We start from the raw sequence: 20,688 nt of genomic DNA on the forward strand, positions 1-20,688 counted from the left end.
AACTCCTGGGGGTAGGGCTTGGGCACGGTGAACATCCTTCCAGCGGCACCCCTTGGCACCACAGATCAGATGTCACCTACTCGTGCAGCAGTCCCCCCTTCTGCACGTCGGCCGCGCGTCTCGGCCGTGTTTGCAGCCATTGACGTTCACCCATCGCGGCTCTGGTCAAACACGTCCAGGTCGGCTTTGGTGCTGGTCAGCGGATCGTCGGGCCCCCTGGCTGACTTGCTGGCGGAGAACTCCGTGCATGATCGTTTTATGCGACCTGTTTCTGTGAAGGATGAGGCCCTGCCAATCGGGTTTCACAGTGCCGTCGAGGGACAACCGACGGCAGAGAGCATGGGCGAGGCCCTGCTGGGTTCACTCCTCGACCGCGCCCACGTCATGCCGCCTCGACTGGTGGGCCCACTGGTAGCGCAGGAGATCCACGCCGTCGGCGGAAGCGAGATCGCGATCTTCCTACAGGACTATGACCAGGTACACCTGCAGCCGCTGAAGGGCGAAGGCTTGGTCGGCGAACGGGTCCTCATCGACGCCAGCCTGGCTGGGCGCGCCTTCGCTACCGACACCCCGGTCGAAGAGCAGGTCCCGGACGGCTCGGTGCGCATGTACCTGCCGATGCTCGATGGGTCGGACCGGATCGGGGTTCTGTCGCTGAGCCTTCCGGGCGTGAACGACGTTGATCGGCGCCTCGCGCAACGGCTGGCCGGCCTGGTCGCCGACCTGATCGTGACCAAGTCTGGATACACGGACACCTTCGCCCAGACCCGTACCGCGCAGCCGATGAGCGTCTCAGCGCAGTTATTGCGGCGGGCCCTGCCGCCGCTGACCATGACGAACCCGGACGTGGAACTGGCTGGCGCCCTCGAACCGGCCTACCAGGTCGGCGGCGACAGCTTCGACTACGCGATGAACGGTCACGTGCTGCACTTCGGGGTCTTCGATGCGATGGGCCACGGTCTCGGGGCAGCAGCAGTGGCAACCGTCGTCATCGCTGCCTACCGCCACGGGCGCCAAATCGGGTTGGAACTACCCGCGCTGTACGCGGCGATGGATCAGGTCGTAGCCGAGGCATTCCCAGACCGGTTCGCCACCGCCCAGATCGGCCGACTGGACACCGAGCGTGGCGAGTTGACGTGGATCAACGCCGGACATCCGGCGCCGCTGTGGGTGCGCGACGGCAAGGTGATCGGCGAGTTGACCGGGACCGTCACGCGCCCGGTCGGCTTCGGAGGCGCGGTCGCCGGGCCGATGTCCGTGCGGCTGGAGCCCGGCGACCGACTGCTCGTGTTCACCGACGGCGTCATCGAGGAACGGCTGAAGGGCGGCGAGCAGTTCGGCGAAGCCCGACTGCGCCAGATCCTGGAGCAGATCGGTGCCGAGCGGCTCCCCACCGCGGAGACCGTCCGGAGGCTGTCCCACGCGCTCAAAGCGGCCCGTTACGGGCGTACCAGCGATGACGCCTCCCTGCTATTGGTCGAGTACAAGGGGCCGCCGAAGGACGATGAGCTCGCCACCGACATCCCCGAGACTTCGACTGGACATTTCAACCGTCAACGGTCGGCCAGCTGACTGGAGGACGCCCCCGCCGAGCCGCTGCTGCCCAGATCCCCACAAAGCTCGATGTCTTCCCGCTCGCACTCGTAGCCGCCGACTGCTGCGGCCCATCATTCGGTCCGGCGCAGGAGCAGCAGGGAATGTGCGTCGAGCGCAACGACGTCACCGGCGGCATACGCCGCTACTGGCATGCGCTCGGCCGCATCTCCCGGTGCAGAGGATGGATCTGCGGTGTCCAGTTCGGTGACCCAGGTGAGGCCGTAGGCGGCGCCGGGCAGGGTGAACGACCGCTGTTGGAAGCCGGGGTTGACGAGCAACAGGAACGAGTCGTCCTCAATCCGGCGGCCGTAGCGGTCGGGTTCAGGGATGCCGCCGCCGTTGAAGAAGACCGTCAGGGCCCCGGCGTGCCCGGCGGTCCACTCCTGGTCGGTCATCGGATGGCCCTCCGGGTTCAACCAGGCGATGTCCTCCAGGTTGGTGCCGCGCACGGGGCGCCCCTGGAAGAAGCGGCGACGACGGAAAGCCGGATGCTCTCGGCGTAGCCGGGTCAACCGCGCGACGAAGTCGGTCAGGCCGGGGACCTGAACGGCCCTCCCCCAGTCGACCCAGGAGATCTCGTTGTCCTGGCAGTAGGCGTTGTTGTTCCCGCCCTGGGTGCGGTCCAACTCGTCGCCGGCCAGCAACATGGGTACCCCCTGGGAGAGCAGCAGGGTGGCGATCAGGTTGCGCTTCTGTCGCTCGCGGAGAGCGAGGATGGCGATGTCGTCGGTTGGGCCTTCGACGCCGCAGTTCCACGACCGGTTGTCGTCGGTGCCGTCCCGGTTGTCCTCGCCGTTGGCCTCGTTGTGCTTGCGTTCGTAGGAGACGAGGTCGTGCAACGTGAACCCGTCGTGGGCGGTGACGAAGTTGACCGACGCGTGCGGTCGCCGGCCGTTGGACTGGTATAGGTCGCTGGATCCGGTGAGCCGGGAGGCGAACTCCCCCATCGTGCCCGGGGTGCCTCGCCAGAAGTCGCGCATCGAGTCGCGGTAGCGGCCGTTCCACTCAGTCCACAGCGGCGGGAAGTTGCCTACCTGGTAGCCGCCGGCGCCTACGTCCCAGGGCTCGGCGATCAGCTTGAGCTGGGACACGACGGGGTCCTGCTGGACGAGGTCGAAGAAGGCCGCCAGGCGGTCCACGTCGTGGAACTCGCGGGCGAGGGCTGCCGCCAGGTCGAACCGGAAGCCGTCCACGTGCATCTCCACGGCCCAGTACCGCAGCGAGTCCATGATCAGCTGCAGGGCGTGGGGGTGCCGGACGTTGAGGGTGTTCCCCGTGCCGGTGTAGTCGGCGTAGTGCGCACGGTCTTCGGCCAGCCGGTAGTAGGCAGGGTTGTCGATGCCGCGGAAGGACAGCGTCGGACCCAGCTGGTTGCCCTCGGCCGTGTGGTTGTAGACGACGTCGAGGATCACCTCGATGCCCGCCTCGTGCAGGGTGCGGACCATGGCTTTGAACTCGGGGACCTGCTGGCCTCGGGTGCCTCGGGCCGCGTAGCGGTGATGGGGGGCGAAGAAGCCGATGGAGTTGTAGCCCCAGTAGTTGGACAAGCCGCGCTGCACGAGGTGGTGATCGTCGATGAACTGGTGCACTGGCATCAGCTCGACGGCGGTGACGCCGATCCGCTGCAGGTGTTCGATCACCGCGGGGTGCGCCAGACCGGCGTAAGTACCCCGTAGCTGGGGCGGTAGGTCGGGATGGCTGACGGTGAGACCGCGCACGTGGGCTTCGTAGATCACCGTGTCGCTGTAGGGAGTGCGCAGCGGGTGGTCATGACCCCAGTCGAAGTACGGGTTGACCACGACACAGCGGGTCTGGTGCGGCGCGGAGTCATTGTCGTTGCGCGCGTCATGGTCTCCAAAGCGGTAGCCGTACAGCGACTCGTTCCAGTCGACCGGTCCTTCGAACGCCTTGGCGTAGGGGTCGAGCAGCAGCTTGGCGGGGTTGCACCGGAGGCCGGCCACCGGGTCGTACGGTCCGTGCACGCGGTATGCGTACCGCTGTCCTGGGCCCACCGCGGGCAGGAAGCCGTGCCAGATGAACCCGTCCACCTCGGCGAGGTCGACGCGCGTCTCGACACCCGCGTCGTCGAACAGGCATAGCTGGACTCGTTCAGCAACCTCCGAGAACAACGAGAAGTTGGTGCCGGTGCCGTCATACGTGGCACCCAATGGATAGGGCTGCCCGGGCCAAGTTTCCACTGCCTCATCCTCGGGGATCGGCGGTTTGCGCTCGACGTCGCCCCACGAGTCGGGCGTGAGTTGACGGGCCGGCAGCGGGCCCCGCGTCCGGTAGGTCGTGGTTGGCGTGGAGCCCGCCGCGTAGCGTCACACAGAGCGGCTCTGCGTCTGGCTCACGAGGCTGCCTCGGGCGGCCCGGGGACAGCGGCAGAGTCTGGCTGTGACCCCGTGTTCGTCATCGCCTCGGTCCACTCTGCGCCCGTCGGCCTCGCAGGCATGCGAGGGCCCAGCCACATGGTCAAGAACGCGGTGGCGACTCCGGTGCCGAGGGCGCCCATAGCCCACCGCGTTCCGCTGCGCTCGGTGTTGAGCAGGTGATCCAGCGACAGTTCGCCCGGTCCGGTCTCGGCCAGGGCAGTCAACGCGGCGATCAGCACAGCGTTGTACTCCCAGCCGCCCTTGCTGGCCCAGGGGCCGTTGGGCAAGTGCACCTTCTTGATCGCCGTGGTCATAACCCCGGTCAGGGCAGCCGAGGCCAGCGGAGTGGCCAGTCCGGCCGCCAGCAGGCCTCCGGCGACGGTTTCGGTCACCCCGGCGAGTACTGCATGCACCTTGGCCGGCCGCATGTCGATGGACTCCATCATCTCCTCGGTGCGGACACGGCCTGGACCGTCGAACCAGCCGAACAGCTTCTGCGTGCCGTGCCCAACGAACAGGCCGCCGATCAGAGCACGGGCCCCCAATCTTGCAATGCTCATCTCGTCCTCCTCTCTTGCTGCTGAGGGCGCCACCTCCCTACCCCACACTGGTTGAACTCTCACCCAGCAGCTCGCCGTTTCATCCGCTGCCCCCGTTTCGTGCCCGCGATTGCCCTCGCCGCTGCAGCCCCTCCGTCCGACACTCACGGGCCCACGGAACGCCGGTGCCAGCGAAGCCACTGCTCGCCGTGCCTGCCCACGGTTGCCCGTCACGGGAGGACGGCCTTGGACGCAGGCTCGTCGGTGACGTCTCTAATGTCGGGGTGTGCTCGGCCTCCCCCAAGACGTGCGCGCTTGCCTTTTCGACATGGACGGTGTCCTGACGCAGACGGCCACCGTCCACGAGGCCGCTTGGAAACGCGTGTTCGACGACTTCCTGCAGGCGACTCAGCCCTGGCAACGCCTGTTTAGCCGAGAGGACTACCACCGCTATGTTGACGGGAAGCCGCGGGCAGACGGTGTCCGGGACTTCCTGGCCAGCCGCGGTATCCGCCTGCCTGAGGGCGGACCGGAAGACCCGCCCAGCGCGACAACCGTTCAGGGCCTGGCACGGCGCAAGGATGAGCTCTTCCTCCGCCAACTTCAGGACCATGGAGTCGCCGCCTACCCCGACGCGGCGAGCTACCTGGAGGCAGTCAGGGACGCCGGTTTACTCGTGGCGGTCGTCACGGCCTCGGTTCACGGTGCGGAGGTGCTGGCCTCGAGTGGGCTCTCCCGGCTAATCGACGTCCGGGTCGACGGCATCATCGCTGCCCGGGACGGTCTGCGCGGAAAGCCGTCGCCCGATACCTTCCTCGCTGCGGCGCGAGCTTTGGGTGTTGCGCCGACACACGGGGCCGTGTTCGAGGACGCGCTTGCGGGAGTGCTCGCCGGCCGAGCCGGGGGCTTCGGTTACGTCGTCGGGGTGGACCGAGTGGGGCAGGCAGCCGAGCTTCGAGCCCAAGGCGCCGATGTCGTCATCGCGAACCTGGAGCAGCTACTGCAGGGCTCGCCTTGATTCGTAGCCGCTCGCTGGACAGGCGAACCGGCGTGTGGTGAACGCCGCGCGTGCTGGTGTCAGACGAAACCGCCGACCACAGGTCCACGGCAGCAGCGGCCAGCCGCCCTCGGTGTCGGCTACGGCAACACCGGCTAAGTCCACTGTGGGCGATGTGCACGGTTTCCGGCACGGAAGCCGGCCGATCACCTGCCGGTTCGGGCGGACCAACCTCCTGAGCGACCAGATCGCCATCTGAGGAGCCGTATTCGGTCACGGCCGGTCCCCGCAAGGGGACCGGCCGTGGCGACAGCGTGAACTCTCAGCGGGACTGGTTCTCCGCCTGCCACATCCAGTAGTGCTTCTCCAGGGCCGCGGTGATCTCGATCAGCAGATCCTGGGTCACCGGGTCCTCCTCGGTGGCGTCGATGCGTTCGCGCATACGAGCGACCATCTGATCGAAGACGTCGACGAAGAACGCGATCGCATCCTCGGCCGGGATCCACTCGACCGGCGGCTGGGCCACCCGGCTCTGCGTCCGCAGAGCGTCGATGAGGCCGTCGGGCAGGACGCCGATCGCGGCCGCACGCTCGGCCGCGACATCGGTGAACTGCCGAGCCGTGTCCACCACGTCATCGAGCTGCAGGTGGATGCTGCGGAAGTTGCGTCCAACGATCGTCCAGTGGACCTGCTTGGCGATCAGGCTCAGCTCGCTGAGGTCCACCAGGGTGCCCTGCAGCGCCTCACCGGCGATCTTCTGAACGTTCTCGGGAAGGGGGCTCTTGATCAGTGCCATCTCCTGACTCCCTCCTGTTGATGGTGTTGGACATCATTGGTTGTTCGTTGTCCGCGGCTCGGCGGACAACGACGGGTTGACGCGCGCCTGCCCCGTGCTGCAGTGCGATCGCCGGCGGGGGAACACCGCGCGTGGCCCACGGTCAGGCGAGATCCGCCTTGCCGAACAACGGGGCGTAGCCGGCCGGGAGCTGGCTGAGGATCTGGTTGAGCTCTCCCCCGCTGACTGCCTCGGCCAGGGTAGTGAGGACGGCGCTGGCGTCCCACCGTGCGGTTTCCTCAGTGGCGGACAGGTCCCGGGCCACCCGGCGCAGGAAGTCCTCCACGCCGAACGCCTCCTGCGGTCCGGCAGTTAGCACAGCGTCCTGCAGCTCGCCTGGGAGCTGGGCAGCGAGGTCCTTGCGTTCGCCGTCCACCAGCCGCTGGCCGAGCAAGCCGAGCACGGCGCGCGTGGCGCGGTCGGCCTCGGATGTGTCTGCGTACTCACCGAGTTCGCGGACCTTGGCGAGGAACTCGTCGTACCGCATGACGCTCCTTCCTTGACTCTTGTGGCCTTGCACCAGGATCGCGAGCGGGGCTTTGCCAGCTCCTGAGCGGTTCGGCGGTCGAGTCAGATCAGCCCGTGCCGAGCGAGAACCCACTGCAGCTCTCGCGGAGTCGGCTGTTCCAGCCACTCGCCTGCGACGTTGATGACGGGGTTGCGCAGGTCACCGCCGGCCATCCAGCGCAGCCGCCGCTTCATCTCCGGATGCAGGTCGAGGTCGACGTACCGATAGGGCACACCGGCCCGATCCAAGATGCGGCGAGTCATCTGGGTGATGCCGCACCACCGGTTGCCGTAGACGGTGACCGGGGCGACAGCCTGGCGGACACCGGGCATGACGGGGGCCGTCATGTTGATACCTCTCCTTTCAGGCTTGGGTTGATGGAAGCTCGTACTCAGGCCGCCGACGTCTGGTCGGTCAGCCTGTCCAGCGCCGCGAAGACGTCGTAGATGTCGGGCAGGTGCTCCACTCGCGGCGACACATCGACATAGCGGATCACCCCGTCGGCATCGATCACGTACAGCGCACGATCACTGAAGCCGTCGGACTCGCGCCATACGCCGTATCGGCGGGCAACATCTCCCTTGGGATGGAAGTCCGCCAGCAGTGGGAAGGTGATCCCCCGAACGGCGGACCAGGCGCCGTGGCTGTAGATCGAATCGACCGAAACCCCGATCACCGCCGCACCGCGGGCCTCGAACTCCGCCAACTCCTGCTGGTAGAGCTCCAGCTGGCGACTGCATCCGGGGCTCCAGTCCAGCGGATAGAAGACCAACACGACGGGGCGTCCGCGGAAATCGGACAGGCTGACAAGCTGACCGTTGGCGTCGGGCAGGGCGAAGTCCGGCGCGAGAGTGCCCACGGGCAGGCCGGTCGACTCGGCCGCTCCGCTCATCGGCGGCGCGGTGAGGTACAGGTCGGCCACGTCCTGCAACGTGGTGCCGGCGGCCTCGGACGGGTTCTGCGCCGCCGAGGGGACCTGCCGGCCCACTTCCTGCACGATCGCGTGCAGGACCGAGAGCGCCTCGGTGACTGGCGAGTCGTCGAGCTGGTCTCCGAGTTCGGCGAAACGCTCCTCCAGCTGCTGGAGCCGACTGGGCGGTACAGGCATCGCAGCGAATGACGTCATGGCATCACACCTCTTCGTCAGTGAACGGCGGAAACGCCCGGCGTCCCGGGTCGGCGGGGTCGTGTGCGCCGACCCGGGATGAGGACCGGACGGCCGGGTGGACGACCACCCGTGGAACGGCCGGGTACGCGGTGCGACCACATCCGGGTCAGCCGCTGATCTGGATCCGACGCGGCTTGGCCTGCTCGGCCTTGGGCACGCGCACGGTCAGCACGCCGTCGTCGAGGTGAGCGCTGACCTTGTCCGCGTCGACGTCGGCGGGCAGGGTGACCGAGTAGTGGAACTCCCCGACCCGGCGGGTGCGGCGGCGGAGGATGCCGGTGCGCTCCTTCTCCTTGACCTCACCGGAGACGGTCAGCTGGCGGTCACTGAGCTGGATGTCGATGTCGTCGCGCTTGATCCCGGGCAAGTCGATCTCGACGACGTAGGCGTCGTCGGTCTCCTCGACGTCGGCCAGCGGAGCCCAGCCCTGGAGGCCGCCGTTGGCGTTGGCCTCCCACAGGGAGTTGACGCGCTGGGTGAGCTCGTCCAGCTCACGGAAGGGATCCCAGCCGGCGACTGCGCGCGAACGGGAACGGACAGGCAGTGTCATCTGAGTCAACCTCCTTTGCGAAACAGAAGGACGTGAACTGCGACTGTGAAGTACTCCAGTCGACGCTCACTTAAACCTGCAGTCATGACTATAGATTCCCGAGAAGAGTCGCGCCACCAGACATGCGCTTCAGGTCGCGGGAGTTGGCTGACCGCGCCGGGCTGTCGGGAGACGTCCGCCGTGCCCCCCGGTCAGTTTGCGCACTGACGGGGAGCGCGAGGTCCTTCGATCGGCGGAGAAGCGGGCACAGGAACGGGCGACCGACTGCTGTCGGTGTCGCGCGCGGCCAAGACAAACTCTCGCCGCGGATCAAGCACCTGGCCCAGTGCAATGACCTCGCGACGGAACAACGAGGCCAGCAGCCAGTCGGCGACGATCCGGACCTTGCGATCAAGGGTGGGCATGCGGCTGACGTGATAGGTGCGGTGCATCAACCAGGCCGGCAAACCCGTGAGCTTGGTCCCGTAGACCTGGGCCACCCCCCGGTGCAGCCCCAAGCTGGCGACCGACCCGACATAGCGATGCCGGTAGGGCAGCGGTTCCTGGCCGGTCAGCACTCTGATGATGTTGTCGGCCAGCCGCTTGGCCTGACGGACGGCGTGCTGGGCGTTGGGCGCGGTGGTCGCGCCTGGCTGGGTGAGGTCCGGGACGGCGGCGAGATCGCCGGCCGCCCACGCGTCGGGCAGGCCGGCCACCTGCAGCGTCGCCTCACACCGCACCCGGCCGCGGTCGTCGACCGGCAGGTCGGTGTGCGCCACGACCGGATTCGGTTTCGTTCCGGCCGTCCAGACCAGCGTCTCGCTGGCGAACTGCTCACCGTCGGAGAGCCGGACCACCCCGTCGTCGGACACCGACTCCAGCCGGGTGTCCAGTCGCACCTCGATGCCCCGGGACTTCAGCTGTCGCACCGTCCAGGCGGCCATGTCGAGGTCCACCTCGGGCAGGATCCGCCCGGTCGCCTCGACCAGCACCCAGCGCATGTCGGCCGGGGAGAGCCGCGGGTGGTAGTGCTCGGTGGCGTAGCGGGCCATGTCTTCCAGCTCGGCCAGCGCCTCGATGCCGGCGTAGCCGCCGCCGACGAAGGTGAAGGTGAGTGCCCGGCGGCGAACCGCGGGGTCGTCGGTGGAGCTGGCGGCGTCGAGCCGGGCCAGGACGTGGTTGCGCAGGTAGATGGCCTCGCCGACGGTCTTGAAGCCGATTCCTTGTTCGGCCAGGCCCGGGATGGGCAGGGTGCGGGCCACAGAGCCGGCGGCCATGACCAGCACGTCGTAGGAGAGCTCGAACGGCGCTCCTTCCAGTGGGGCGATGTGGGCGGTGCGCTCGGCGTGGCACAGGCCGGTCACCGCGCCGGTGATGATCCGGCAGCGGCGTAGCGGGACGACGACGTGCCGCGGTTCGATCGAGCCGGCGGCGGCCTCGGGCAGGAACGGCTGGTAGGTCATGTGCGGCTGTGGGTCGACCACCACGATCTCGGCCTGTCCGCGGGAGAGCCGCTTCTGCAGCCGCAGCGCGGTGTAGAGGCCGACGTAGCCACCGCCCACGATGAGGATCACGGGTCGCTGAGCCATGCCAAATGGCTAACCGCGACGGCCGGGGATGCAACATCACGATTGCGATCAGGACCTGTCTGTCCGGTCACACTGGCCGCACGGTCAGCCGGTGTGGGCCCGTCCGGGTGCGCCTCCTGGGCGGCACCCGGACGGGGCCCTGACGAGCCCGCTTATCGGCAGGGTCGGCCCCCTCGGCCGAGTCGGACTAACGCTCACCGACCGGCGCCGGATCGCCGGAGCCGCTGGCGTGTACCGCAAAGCTGGGGTGTCCTGCCGCGGACGGGAGCGTGGTGTCCGTGTTAGTCCGCTGGGGCAGCTCGGCGGCCTCATAAGCCTGCTCGGCGTCGAGGGTCTCGGCGGCGAGGAGAGCGTGCGCGAGGCGCTCGAGCCGGTCGCGATGGTCGGCCAGAGTATCGCGGGCCTGGCCGTAGCACTCGTCGAGAATGCGCCGCACCTCGGCGTCGACCAGTTCCCGCGTTGCAGGGGCGGGTCCGCTGCCGTCCAGGGCCATGGATTGCTCGGTGCGCGGGTCGGGCAGGACCGAAACGGGTCCGACGGCCTCGGACATGCCCCACCGGCCGACCATCTGCCGGGCGATCTTGGTGGCCTGTTCCAGATCGTTCTCCGCCCCGGTGGTGATGTCGCCGTAGATGAGCTCCTCGGCCGCACGACCGCCGAGCGCGCCGACGATCCGACCCCGCAGGTAGCGGCGGCTGTAGCCGTAGCGATCGGTCTCCGGGCTCTGCAGGGTGACCCCGAGAGCCATGCCGCGGGGAATGATCGAGATTTTGCGGACCGGGTCCGCGCCGGGGGTGAGCATGCCGAGCAGTGCATGCCCGGACTCGTGGTAGGCGGTGCGTTCGCGCTCCTCCGGCGTGAGCAGGATCTTGCGCTCTGCTCCGAGGACGATCTTCTCTAGCGCGTCGGTGAAGTCGCTCATCTGCACGCGGTCGTGGTTGCGGCGGGCAGCGAGCAGCGCGGCCTCGTTGACCAGGTTGCGTAGGTCGGCGCCGACCATGCCCGGGGTGGCGGAGGAGAGCACTGCCAGGTCGACGTCGTCGGCGATCGGCACCCCGCGGGTGTGTACGGCCAGGATCTGCTGTCGGCCGGTGGTGTCCGGCGGGTTGACCGTGACCCGGCGGTCGAACCGGCCGGCCCGCAGGAGCGCCGGATCGAGAATCTCAGGCCGGTTGGTCGCCGCCATCACCACGACGCCTTCGCTGCCGTCGAAGCCGTCCATCTCGGTCAGGATCTGGTTGAGCGTCTGCTCCCGCTCATCGTGCCCGCCGACGCTGACGCCGCCGCCGCGGGCGCGGCCGATGGCGTCGAGCTCGTCGATGAAGATGATCGCTGGGGCCTCCTTCGTGGCCTGCTCGAACAGGTCGCGCACCCGGCTGGCGCCGACGCCGACGATCATCTCGATGAACTCGGCCGCTGACACGGAGAAGAAGGGCACCCCGGCCTCGCCGGCCACGGCGCGGGCGAGCAGCGTCTTACCGGTGCCCGGTGGCCCGCTCAGCAGCACGCCCTTGGGCACGCGTGCGCCGAGGCGGCGGTAGCGGTCGGGGTTGCGCAGGAAGTCGACGATCTCCCGGACCTCCTCCTCCACGTCATCGATGCCCGCGACGTCGTCGAAGGTGGTGCGCGGTCCGGCTTCCGGGCTGTAGCGGCGGGCCTTGGACTTGCCCAGTCCGAGACCTGTGCCGAGGCCGGCGCCGGCGGCCGAGCGGCGGGCCAGCCACACCAGCAGCGCCACGAACAAAATGGTGGGACCGAAGCCGAACAGCAGCTGCTGCCAGACCGGGACCCGGTCCGGCGGCTCGGCGTTGACCGTCACGTTCTCCGTCAGCAGCAGGCTCATCAGCCCGTCGTCGGCGAACGAGGGCCGCTCGGTGGTGAACAGCGTCGAGCTCCGCGGTTCTCCGCCCAGCTGCGGCAGGACTCCCTGGCCGGAGGCTGAGCCCTGTTCGTCGGGCGGATAGGTCACTGCCTCTTCGAAGCGCCCTTCGATGGTGTCGCGGACCGTGGTGACCTCGGCGACGTTGCCCGCTTCCACTTGTTCACGGAAGACGGTGTACGGCACGTCGAGCCGTTGTGGCGGAGCCAGCAGCAGGCCGGACAGCAGCCAGTTCACCAGCAGCACGCCCGCCAGCACGAGCCAGAAGCGGCTGCCGCCGGGACGGCGCCAGCTGTCGGCCCACCGGTCGGACTCGGTCTCCGGGCGTGCTCCTTCCACGCGCCACGGGGGACGCCATCGCAGACCCTTTCTTGCGTCCTGCTCACGCCGGTTAATCCCGGCGCCACGGTCGACGACCTCTTCTTGCCGGCCGGTCACTCGTACGCCTCCTCTCGACACTCGCCGACCACTGGACGGCTGCGCCAGCCCGGAATTGCCTCCCGCCGGACATGCCATGTCCCGCAGGCGTCGACGGGGATGAGATTGCCCCGCACAGGGGGCCGATAACACCACTTCCGCGACCCCGCAACCGACCCTCGCTCACGCCTCTGCGTGAAAGCGCGCGGGGGGGCTTCCGATCACCTGACCGCTCATGCAGCCAGCCGACGTGGGCACGTGCGCCCAGATCCGACTGACCTCGATCACGCTGCCGACGGTGGCAACGAGCAAGATGACCACGATGGCGGCCAACGAGAGCCAGGTGGGGACCTCGGACACCCGGTCGACCACAGTGTGCCCAGTGCACGATCAGCTTGGCGCCGATGATGCTGATGATCACGGCTGGCCCGGTGGACAGGTAGACGAGCCGGGTCAGCAGACCTTTAAGGCACGCTGAAGGCACGCTCGAGGGTTAATACCTCTCTGACCTGCGGTTAGGGACGCCAGGAAGGCCAGCCTTCCAAGCTGATTACGCGGGTTCGATTCCCGTCACCCGCTCTGGATGCGATGTCACGGGACCCGTTCAGGCTGTCCCGGGACACCGCTTTCGCTCCGGCCAGTTCGCGATGCCACCATGACCGTCGGCCTTGCGGCGATTGAAAGCCTCCATCAAACCCGGGGCGAGACACTTGCCGAGACAAGGCGAAGGTCGAGGCCGAACTGGCGCGCACGAAGGCCGCGCTGGACGTCGCGGGAAAAGCACATACGCTCGTGGATCTGCTCTCCGAGAGTGCGGACACCGAGCAGCGGTCGAAGAAGTGATCGCCCCCGCGGTGGCCGGGCCACCCACACCTCCACCGCTGCCGCCGCGTGCGCGCTGCCTGGGCTGGCCGCAGGCCACCCACTACCGGGCCCAGCAGCCGCCCATCCAGCGTGTGGCGCCGGTGATGGTTGCAGTGGTGCAGCCCGGCCGCAGGGCCTTTCGGCGGGCTGGCGCGGCAGATAACCGCGGGGCGTAGGTGCACGGGGCGTGGGGGCAGGATCTGGTAGGCATCCTGGACGTAGCCCCTGAGCGAGGAGAACACAGTGTCTGGCAGAGCGACCGTCGGTCTCGCCCTGGAGTGGTTCGTCAACGTGGACCACGCCCCGATCGTCGTGGCCCTGGAGCGCGGCCTGTTCGACGAGCGCGGGCTCGACGTCCACGTCGTCGAGCCCGTGGACCACGAGGCGGGCATGGCGCTCGTCGCGGCCGGGAAGCTGGACCTCGCGATCACCGAGCCGATCCACATGCCCGGTGAGCGGCTGGAGGGCTATCCGATCGTTGCGATCGGCAAGTACTTCGAGACCGGCTTCGGACTGCTGCTGAAGAAGGGGGTCGGACTCGGCGACCTGGCGGGGACCACCATCGCCGCGCCGCTCGGTACCTACGCGCCGGCGATGGTCCAGGCGATGGCCGAGTACCGGGGCATCGCGCTGGAGCGCGACGCGGTTCACTACGCGGACGTGAGCTACTACCTCGTTGACGCGCTGCGCCGCAACGAGGCGGTCGGCGCGTTTGCGGCCTTCGAGAACGTCGAGGTGCTCGAGGCGCGCGCGGCCGGGATCGAGGTGGAACTCCTGCGCTTCCTCGACCACGATGTGCCATCGCCTGGGCACCTCGTCTTCTGCGCGCACGAAGACGCCGTTGATGATCCGGAGCGGCGCGACGTACTCGAGCGCTTCCTCGGCGGCGTGGTCGCCGGGGTCCACGCGGTCCGCGAGGACCCCGATGGGGCGCTGGAGACGTTCCTCCACGTCGCGCCGCATCTGCGCGGCGAGCTGACACAGCAGCAATGGGCGGACACTGTGGGCCGCTTCACCGACGATCTGTCGCTGGACCCAGAGCTGTGGGCGCGGCTCGCCCGATTCGTCCACGAGCGCGGGCTGGTCGAACGCGAAGTGTCCGTCAAGGAGCTGCTCCGGCCGCTCGGGGTGACCGAGCAGGGCGGGTGATCGTGGCGCGTGACGACCCTTGAGGGGATGGCGGCCGCCGCGATCTCGTTCGATCTCCCTGCTCCCGACAGCCTCCGACCTCTTGGCGGAGCTGGCCGGGGTAAATGCGTGCCGCAGGCCCACCCCCTTGCGAAACGTCGCAGACTGCCGCTCGGACGCGTTCAGCACTCGCCGTGCAACGTCCCCTTACCGGAAGACTGCTGAAAGTTTGCCTGACGCGAGCCGTCTGCCGCGGCGGTACCCGCGGGCATGAGCCGCTTGATGCCGAGCGCGAGAGCGTCGCGCTCGGGCAGGTTGCGGTCACGACGCTCTGCAGCGTCGTGACGTCAATGAGAGCCGTCACCGCTGCCGCGGTGACAGGATCCGCATGCGGCGCGAGTACCGCAGCGAATCAGTCGAGCCACTGCTTCGCGAGGGCCCCGAGGTCGGGATCGCGGCAGGCGCCGAGGTAGAGCTCGGTCTCAACCGTTGGGGGGTCTGGTCCTGTAGGTACTCGTGAATGAGGCCGGCAAGCGCGGACGGCACGTCGCCCGCGTCGCGCAGGACATCCGTCCACCGAGCAAGCTCCTCGCGCAACACCCGGGTCGCGCGCTCGAGAGCGGCGGCGACGAGGTCCCGGCGAGTCGGGAAGTAGTACGTCGTCGACCCCAGCGCGACCCCGGCGCGCTCGGCTATCAGCCGATGCGTCGCACGTTCGATGCCTACCTCGGCGATCACCACTTCAGCGGCGGCCAGGATCTCCTCGCGTCGACCCTCAGGATCCCGCGAGCGCTGCGCACGGCCAGCCATCAGTGCCCGCCGTCGAGGTTCAGCACAACCGCACCGGAAACCACGAGCTGCACGCCGAGGACCTTCACCGCGGTGATCTCCTTGCCGGAGAATGCGACCGCGATCGCCACGGTCCCGATGCCCGACCACAACGCGTAGGCCACACCAACGGGGATGTCCTCGACCGTGTTAGCGAAAGACGCGAGCGAGAGGGCGTGCGCGGCGAGTACCCCGAGGGTCGGCCCCAACCGGCTGAACCCGTCGGTGCTCTTCAGCAGGACGTGGCGAGGACCTCGAAGGCGATCGCGAATGCCAGCAACAAGTCGGGCACTCGGGGGCCGGTCGCGTGCGTCGGCTAGGACGGCGACCGCGACGAACTCGATCGCGGAGACGACCAGGGCGACGACTCCCACAACGGAGAAACCGACTTGCGCGATGCCTTTATCACGTTCGTCTCGGTACTCGATCGCGTTGACCCGGGTGATCTCGCGAGAGCTCGGATGCCGCGCGAAGATCGCCATGGCGAATACTGCGAGCCCCACCGCCGCGAGCAAGCCAGCCTCGTACCAGCTCCCGGCGATAGCCGTGACAACGGCTCCGGCCAGGAAGACACCCCAGCACACGGCGTTTGCGGTCGAGACGGCGGCTGACTCCTACTCGGTGTCGACATCGAACATCTCCTCAACTGTGCGGCCGAAGTGCCGCGCCAGGTGCACAGCGAGCCGCAGCGACTCCCCCTGCACGCTCGCGGTGGAACCCCGCAGGAGCACTCGGGAGAGCGGCGAACTGGCCGACGCCTGCCCGGCCGCCGCAGTCGCTGCTCCGGCGGTAGTGCAGACTCACCGGTGATCAGCGGCGCCTCTCGTCGACCGGGCGGGTGCCGATCAGCCGTTCAGGAGGTTCTGTGGCCACCGCTTCCATGCCCGCCTTGCCGTCGCGCGCGCTCCTCCTTGCCGACCTCGTCCCGGCCGTCCGTGCCCGCAACGTCGTCCTCGTGGCGCTCGGCGTGCTATTCACGGCGCTGCTCGCGCAGGTGGCGGTACCGGTGCCGGGCTCGCCCGTGCCGATCACCGGTCAGACACTGGCCGTGGTGCTCACTGCCTCCGCGCTCGGGCCAGTCCGGGGTGTCGCCGTGCAGGCGTTCTACATCCTGGCCGCGCTCGTCGGCCTGCCGTTCTACTCGGAAGCCAGCGGCGGCTTCGAGGTCGTTGTCGGGGCCACCGGCGGATACGTCGTGGGCTTCATTCCGGCCGCGTTCCTGATCGGCCTGGCCGCCAAGCACGGTGCCGACCGCAACCCCCTGAAGTCCGTGCCGCTGTTCGTCGGTGGCCAGGCGGTCATTTTCGCCGTGGGTGTGCCGTGGCTGGCCGTGAGCGCCGGACTGACGGCGAACCAGGCGCTGGACGCCGGCTTCTACCCGTTCATCCTGGGCGGCATCGTCAAGGCCGCCGTTGCGGCCGCGGTGCTGGGGACAGCCTGGAAGCTCACCCGCCGCGCCTGATCAGCTCAGCTCCTCGACCCCCTGGCGCTCCTGCGTCAGGGGGTCGTCGCGTTCCCGGGTCCCCGGGCGGCGCGGCCCTTCCCTCGGTCCATGCGCGGCCGGAGAAGGGGGCGGTTTCGGCGCGATCTTGGTTGTCGCGCGTGCCCGATGGAGCGTTTCAGGGTCGCGGTCAGGCATCCCTTACAGGGCTGCCGGCTCAGGCAACTTCCCGTCGACGTCATCAAGATCGATCGATCGTTCGTCAACGACGTCGAGACCACGCGAGGCGAAGCCGTGCTCGCCGGCATCGTCACGCTCGCCCACGCCATCGGAGCGCACGTCATCGCCGAGGGCGTCGAAACCAACGCGCAACTGGCCGCCCTCAGCGCCCTGGGAGTCGACTCAGCCAGCGGCTACCTACTTGCCAAGCCCGCGGCGCCCGAGCACTTCCCCCTGCCACGAACCACCGACCCGGCGCCCTCGGGTGGCGCCGGCCTGCACACGACCCTCCAGAACCTGCTGCGCCAACTGTCAACGGCCTGACGCGGACCGCGAGGGTGCGGCCAGTACCCTGGAGTTGACCCGCTTGCGTGGACACCTCGTTCCTGCGGTCTGAGGCTCAGGCCGCGGTGGTGAGAGTGTGCCGTGCCTCGAAGGTCGCCGGCGCGATCTGGCCGAGAGCTGAGTGCCGTCGGCGCGGGTTGTAGAACGTCTCGAGGTAGTCGAAGACGGCAAGCTTGGCCTCGCGTCGAGTGGCGAACCGGCCGCCGGGCTGCTGGTCGAACTGCTCGCACTCCAGCGTGGCGAACACGCTCTCGGCCAGGGCGTTATCGAAGCAGTCCGCGACGCTGCCCATGCAGGCCAGCGCGCCGTGACGGCGAAGCTCGCGCTCCAGGGCGTGCGAGCTGTGCTCCCCGCCGCGGTCGCTGTGGTGGATCACGCCGGGCACGTGGCCGCCGCGGCGGTGCACCGCCATGGTCACTGCGTCGACGACCAGATCGGTCTTGCGGTGGGAGGCCATCGACCAGCCGATCACCATCCGGCTAAACACGTCGGTGACGCAGGCCGGTGCAGCCAGCCCTGCACGGTCGGTACATAGGTCACGTCGGCCACCCACAGCTGGCTGGGCGCGGTCGCGACGAACTTGCGGTCCACCCGGTCTGGCGCCGCCTCCGCCCGCGGATCCTGCCGGGTAGTCGAGAACGGTCGCTTGCGCCGGCTACAGCCGACGATCTCCGCGGCGCGCATTAGCCGGGCGATCCGCCTGAGACCGACTCGCACGCCGGCGTCGGCGAGCTCGGCGTGGATCCGCGGTGCGCCGTAGACCTGACGGTTGTGGTCGCAGGCGGTGCGGATCTGGGTGGTAAGGACCTCGTCGGCGACCGCCCGGCCAAGGGCGGACGGGACCGCCAGGCGAAAAGCCCGACCGGCTGACCTTCACCAGCCGGCACAGCGCGGCGACATCGTGGTGGGCCTTCTCCCGGTCAATGAAGGCGAACCGCGTCATCTCGTCGACTCGGTTGCGAAGAAGGCCGCCGCTTTTTTCAGGATCTCCCGCTCGGTCTTGAGCTTGGCGTTCTCCCGACGCAGCCGGGTCAGCTCGGCCCGTTCCTCCGCGGTCAGCGGCAGCAGCCCGCTGGAGTCGGGCTCGCCGCGCTCGGCGCGATCGGCCTTGACCCAGTTGCCCAGCGTCGTGTCGTTGATCTGCAGGTCACGAGCCACTTCGGCGACCGTCTTGCCAGTCGCTTTCACCAGCTCCACGGCCTGCTCCCGGAACTCCGGGGAGAACTTGCTTGGTCGGCCCATCAGGACCCCTTTCTCGGGCGAGATGCCCAAGCTCAGGGTGTCCACCGAAGCGGGTCAACTCCACGGCGCCGTCTCGGCATGTCTCGCCACCGTCTGATCTTCTCGCTTCCTCCGGGCCAGGTCTGGGTTGAGCGTGTCAACGATCAGAGGGCAAGTCCCGGGGCGGACTGCGCCCAGATCCTCAGCCTTCCCACCCAAGGGTGAACCTCCGCATTTCTGGTTTGGCTGTCTACAGCTGCTCACGTTGCGTGCCGAACTAGTTCCTGAAGCCGTTGCAGTTGACAGATGGAGTGATCGATATGGGTAAGATCAACAGGGGCAGGGCGCCAACTGCGCCACTCGCGTTCATGGGGACAGGCGGTGCGCCTGCCCTGCAGGCGCGACGCATCGCCACTCTGGCGACTGCTGCGGCCTTGGCCGTGGGCATGGCGGGCCCCGCTGCGGCGCAGTCGCCGACCGACGGTTCCGCTCCGCCGGTGTCGGTCATCGTCCAGGAGTTCCCGGGCGCCGGGAACGCTCCCGAGCGTGCGGTGCTCGCCCTCGGCGGCACCGTCGAGGAGCCGCTGGACCTCATCGGCGGGTTCACCGCCACGCTGCCCGCTGACCTGCGGGGCGCGCTGCGTTCCGCGGCCGGCGTCGCTGCGGTCACCGAGAACGCGCCGATCGAGCTGCTGGGCGCGAAGGTCCCGACGGAGGTCCTGGACCAGGCCGGCTCGATGTTCCGGGTCACCCACGAGGTGACCGGCGCGACCGCCATGTGGGAGAAGGGCATCAACGGCAAGGGCGTGGATGTCGCCCTCATCGACTCCGGCGTCGTCCCCGTCGAGGGGCTGTCCGGCAGGGACAAGCTCGTGCACGGGCCGGACCTCTCCTTCGAGTCCCAGATCTGCGACGTCGACAGCTGCGAGGCCGGCCCGCAGACGAACCTCGACACCTACGGCCACGGCACCCACCTGGCCGGCATCATCGCCGGTCGCGACTCCAACGCGAACCCGCGGACCTTCCGTGACCCGGAGAGCTTCTCCGGCATGGCCCCCGGTTCGCGCATCGTCAGCCTGAAGCTCGCCGACGCCTACGGAGCGACCGACGTCTCGCAGGTGATCGCCGGGATCGACTGGGTCGTCCAGAACAAGAACCGCAACGGGCTGAACATCCGGGTGCTCAACCTGTCGTTCGGCACCGATGGCGTCCAGCAATACCAGCTGGACCCGCTGACCTACGCCGTCGAGCAGGCCTGGCACGCCGGCATCGTCGTGGTGGTCGCCGCCGGCAACGGCGGCTACGGCACGCCGCAGCTGAACAACCCCGCCTACGACCCGTACGTCATCGCCGTCGGCGGCGCGGACAGCCGCGGCACCTACGACGTGCAGGACGACGTCGTCCCGGCCTGGTCGAGCACCGGCGACGGCGCCCGCAACCCCGACGTGGTGGCGCCCGGCGCCTCGATCGTCAGCCTGCGCAGTCCGGGCTCGTACCTCGACGAGAGCTACTCGAACGCGCGGCAGGGCGAGCGGTTCTTCCGCGGCAGCGGTACCTCGCAGGCGGCCGCGGTCGTCTCGGGCGCAGCCGCCCTGCTGATCCAGCAGCGCCCCGAGGCGACGCCGGACCAGATCAAGGCGCTGCTCATGGGCACCGCCCAGCGGCTGCCGGTCGCCGACCCGATCGCCCAGGGCGACGGCATCATCGACCTGCGCGCCGCGCGGGACGCCGCCACCCCGCAGACCGTGCAGTCGTGGCCGCGAGCGACCGGTCTCGGCACGCTCGAAGGAGCCCGCGGTACGGCCAACCTCGAGTACGAGGGCACAACCCTCGAGGGAGAGATCGACGTCCGCGGTCAGGCGTGGGACCCGGCGAGCTGGGCCGACGCCTCCGCTGCTGGCACCACCTGGGCCGGGGGCGAGCTGCGCAAGGGCACGTGGACCGGCGGCGCCTGGAACGGCACCGACTGGTTCGTGTCCGACCCCGGCGCCGGGGTGACCTGGAACGGCCGCACGTGGGGCGGTCGCACGTGGGGAAGCCTCACGTGGGGCGGTCGCACGTGGGGCGGTCGCACCTGGGGCGGGGACACCTGGGTCGGACGTACCTGGGGAGGCGACGAGTGGGCCGGTCGCACCTGGGGCGGTCGCACCTGGGGCGGTCGCACCTGGGGCAGCGTCACCTGGTCCGGCGCGGACTGGTCCTGATCCCAT

The 20,688-nt window shown here is 68.9% G+C and carries 20 protein-coding genes; 6 read left to right on the forward strand and 14 right to left on the reverse strand.

The genetic code is table 11. The features are described 5' to 3' along the window. Window positions 1-189: 189 nt before the first annotated feature. Entirely contained in the window at window positions 190-1,572 is a 1,383-nt protein-coding gene (locus CRP29_RS21840; protein ID WP_245853181.1) for a PP2C family protein-serine/threonine phosphatase, read from the forward strand. 95 nt (window positions 1,573-1,667) lie between these two features. Here CRP29_RS21840 and glgX read toward each other — a convergent pair whose 3' ends face one another. Both glgX and CRP29_RS21850 read right to left on the reverse strand, forming a co-directional pair. Further along, window positions 1,668-3,794, reverse strand: a complete 2,127-nt coding sequence (gene glgX / locus CRP29_RS21845) for a glycogen debranching protein GlgX (RefSeq protein WP_097197191.1) — start codon at window positions 3,792-3,794, stop codon at window positions 1,668-1,670. 152 nt (window positions 3,795-3,946) lie between these two features. Beyond that, complete coding sequence (locus tag CRP29_RS21850; RefSeq protein ID WP_097197192.1) at window positions 3,947-4,531, reverse strand: DoxX family protein; 585 nt, start codon at window positions 4,529-4,531, stop codon at window positions 3,947-3,949. A gap of 286 nt (window positions 4,532-4,817) precedes the next feature. On the opposite strand from CRP29_RS21850, the gene CRP29_RS21855 reads away from it, so the two are divergent. Beyond that, window positions 4,818-5,528 carry an HAD family hydrolase gene (locus tag CRP29_RS21855; RefSeq protein ID WP_281256832.1) on the forward strand — a complete coding sequence of 237 codons (711 nt, stop codon included), beginning with the start codon at window positions 4,818-4,820 and terminating at the stop codon, window positions 5,526-5,528. 301 nt (window positions 5,529-5,829) lie between these two features. Here CRP29_RS21855 and CRP29_RS21860 read toward each other — a convergent pair whose 3' ends face one another. From CRP29_RS21860 to ftsH, 7 genes are all read right to left on the reverse strand, one after another. Further along, window positions 5,830-6,303 (reverse strand): Dps family protein, encoded by a 474-nt coding sequence (locus CRP29_RS21860; protein ID WP_097197194.1) that lies wholly within the window; start codon window positions 6,301-6,303, stop codon window positions 5,830-5,832. Window positions 6,304-6,445: 142 nt separating this feature from the next. Further along, a complete protein-coding gene (locus CRP29_RS21865; protein ID WP_097197195.1) occupies window positions 6,446-6,829 on the reverse strand; it encodes a DUF2267 domain-containing protein in 384 nt (127 codons plus the stop codon). A gap of 83 nt (window positions 6,830-6,912) precedes the next feature. Further along, complete coding sequence (locus CRP29_RS21870) at window positions 6,913-7,197, reverse strand: glutaredoxin family protein (RefSeq protein ID WP_097197196.1); 285 nt, start codon at window positions 7,195-7,197, stop codon at window positions 6,913-6,915. Between the two features lie 44 nt (window positions 7,198-7,241). Further along, a complete protein-coding gene (locus tag CRP29_RS21875; RefSeq protein WP_217991712.1) occupies window positions 7,242-7,976 on the reverse strand; it encodes a peroxiredoxin in 735 nt (244 codons plus the stop codon). A 148-nt stretch (window positions 7,977-8,124) separates the two neighbouring features. Further along, complete coding sequence (locus CRP29_RS21880; protein ID WP_097197197.1) at window positions 8,125-8,568, reverse strand: Hsp20/alpha crystallin family protein; 444 nt, start codon at window positions 8,566-8,568, stop codon at window positions 8,125-8,127. Window positions 8,569-8,759: 191 nt separating this feature from the next. Beyond that, window positions 8,760-10,136 carry an NAD(P)/FAD-dependent oxidoreductase gene (locus CRP29_RS21885; protein ID WP_097197198.1) on the reverse strand — a complete coding sequence of 459 codons (1,377 nt, stop codon included), beginning with the start codon at window positions 10,134-10,136 and terminating at the stop codon, window positions 8,760-8,762. A 187-nt stretch (window positions 10,137-10,323) separates the two neighbouring features. Beyond that, window positions 10,324-12,354 (reverse strand): ATP-dependent zinc metalloprotease FtsH, encoded by a 2,031-nt coding sequence (gene ftsH, locus CRP29_RS21890; protein WP_217991713.1) that lies wholly within the window; start codon window positions 12,352-12,354, stop codon window positions 10,324-10,326. Between the two features lie 1,185 nt (window positions 12,355-13,539). Here ftsH and CRP29_RS21900 point away from each other — a divergent pair. After that, window positions 13,540-14,445, forward strand: coding sequence for an ABC transporter substrate-binding protein (locus tag CRP29_RS21900; protein WP_176523088.1), 906 nt, complete (start codon window positions 13,540-13,542; stop codon window positions 14,443-14,445). Window positions 14,446-14,784: 339 nt separating this feature from the next. Here the strand turns inward: CRP29_RS21900 and CRP29_RS21905 are convergent, their stop codons facing one another. Together CRP29_RS21905 and CRP29_RS23455 are read right to left on the reverse strand one after the other, a co-directional pair. Further along, a complete protein-coding gene (locus tag CRP29_RS21905) occupies window positions 14,785-15,234 on the reverse strand; it encodes a TetR/AcrR family transcriptional regulator (protein ID WP_097197202.1) in 450 nt (149 codons plus the stop codon). Beyond that, window positions 15,234-15,734 (reverse strand): DMT family transporter, encoded by a 501-nt coding sequence (locus CRP29_RS23455; protein ID WP_245853183.1) that lies wholly within the window; start codon window positions 15,732-15,734, stop codon window positions 15,234-15,236. Before CRP29_RS23455 ends, CRP29_RS21905 begins: the two co-directional genes overlap by 1 nt. Window positions 15,735-16,117: 383 nt before the next feature. Between CRP29_RS23455 and CRP29_RS21915 the strand changes: the two genes are divergently transcribed. Both CRP29_RS21915 and CRP29_RS21920 read left to right on the forward strand, forming a co-directional pair. Continuing rightward, complete coding sequence (locus tag CRP29_RS21915) at window positions 16,118-16,714, forward strand: biotin transporter BioY (protein WP_217991714.1); 597 nt, start codon at window positions 16,118-16,120, stop codon at window positions 16,712-16,714. A 147-nt stretch (window positions 16,715-16,861) separates the two neighbouring features. Next, window positions 16,862-17,236 (forward strand): EAL domain-containing protein, encoded by a 375-nt coding sequence (locus CRP29_RS21920; RefSeq protein ID WP_245853184.1) that lies wholly within the window; start codon window positions 16,862-16,864, stop codon window positions 17,234-17,236. Window positions 17,237-17,312: 76 nt separating this feature from the next. Here the strand turns inward: CRP29_RS21920 and CRP29_RS21925 are convergent, their stop codons facing one another. The 3 genes from CRP29_RS21925 to CRP29_RS21935 form a co-directional block, all read right to left on the reverse strand. After that, entirely contained in the window at window positions 17,313-17,810 is a 498-nt protein-coding gene (locus CRP29_RS21925) for a DDE-type integrase/transposase/recombinase (protein ID WP_281256830.1), read from the reverse strand. Beyond that, complete coding sequence (locus tag CRP29_RS23860) at window positions 17,726-18,106, reverse strand: IS3 family transposase (RefSeq protein WP_097197205.1); 381 nt, start codon at window positions 18,104-18,106, stop codon at window positions 17,726-17,728. Before CRP29_RS23860 ends, CRP29_RS21925 begins: the two co-directional genes overlap by 85 nt. A gap of 90 nt (window positions 18,107-18,196) precedes the next feature. Continuing rightward, window positions 18,197-18,544, reverse strand: coding sequence for a transposase (locus CRP29_RS21935; RefSeq protein WP_097197206.1), 348 nt, complete (start codon window positions 18,542-18,544; stop codon window positions 18,197-18,199). Window positions 18,545-18,924: 380 nt separating this feature from the next. On the opposite strand from CRP29_RS21935, the gene CRP29_RS21940 reads away from it, so the two are divergent. After that, window positions 18,925-20,682 (forward strand): S8 family serine peptidase, encoded by a 1,758-nt coding sequence (locus CRP29_RS21940; protein ID WP_176523089.1) that lies wholly within the window; start codon window positions 18,925-18,927, stop codon window positions 20,680-20,682. Window positions 20,683-20,688: the final 6 nt, after the last annotated feature.

It is taken from the genome of Blastococcus aggregatus, from assembly GCF_900221005.1.
Lineage (GTDB): Bacteria > Actinomycetota > Actinomycetes > Mycobacteriales > Geodermatophilaceae > Blastococcus > Blastococcus aggregatus.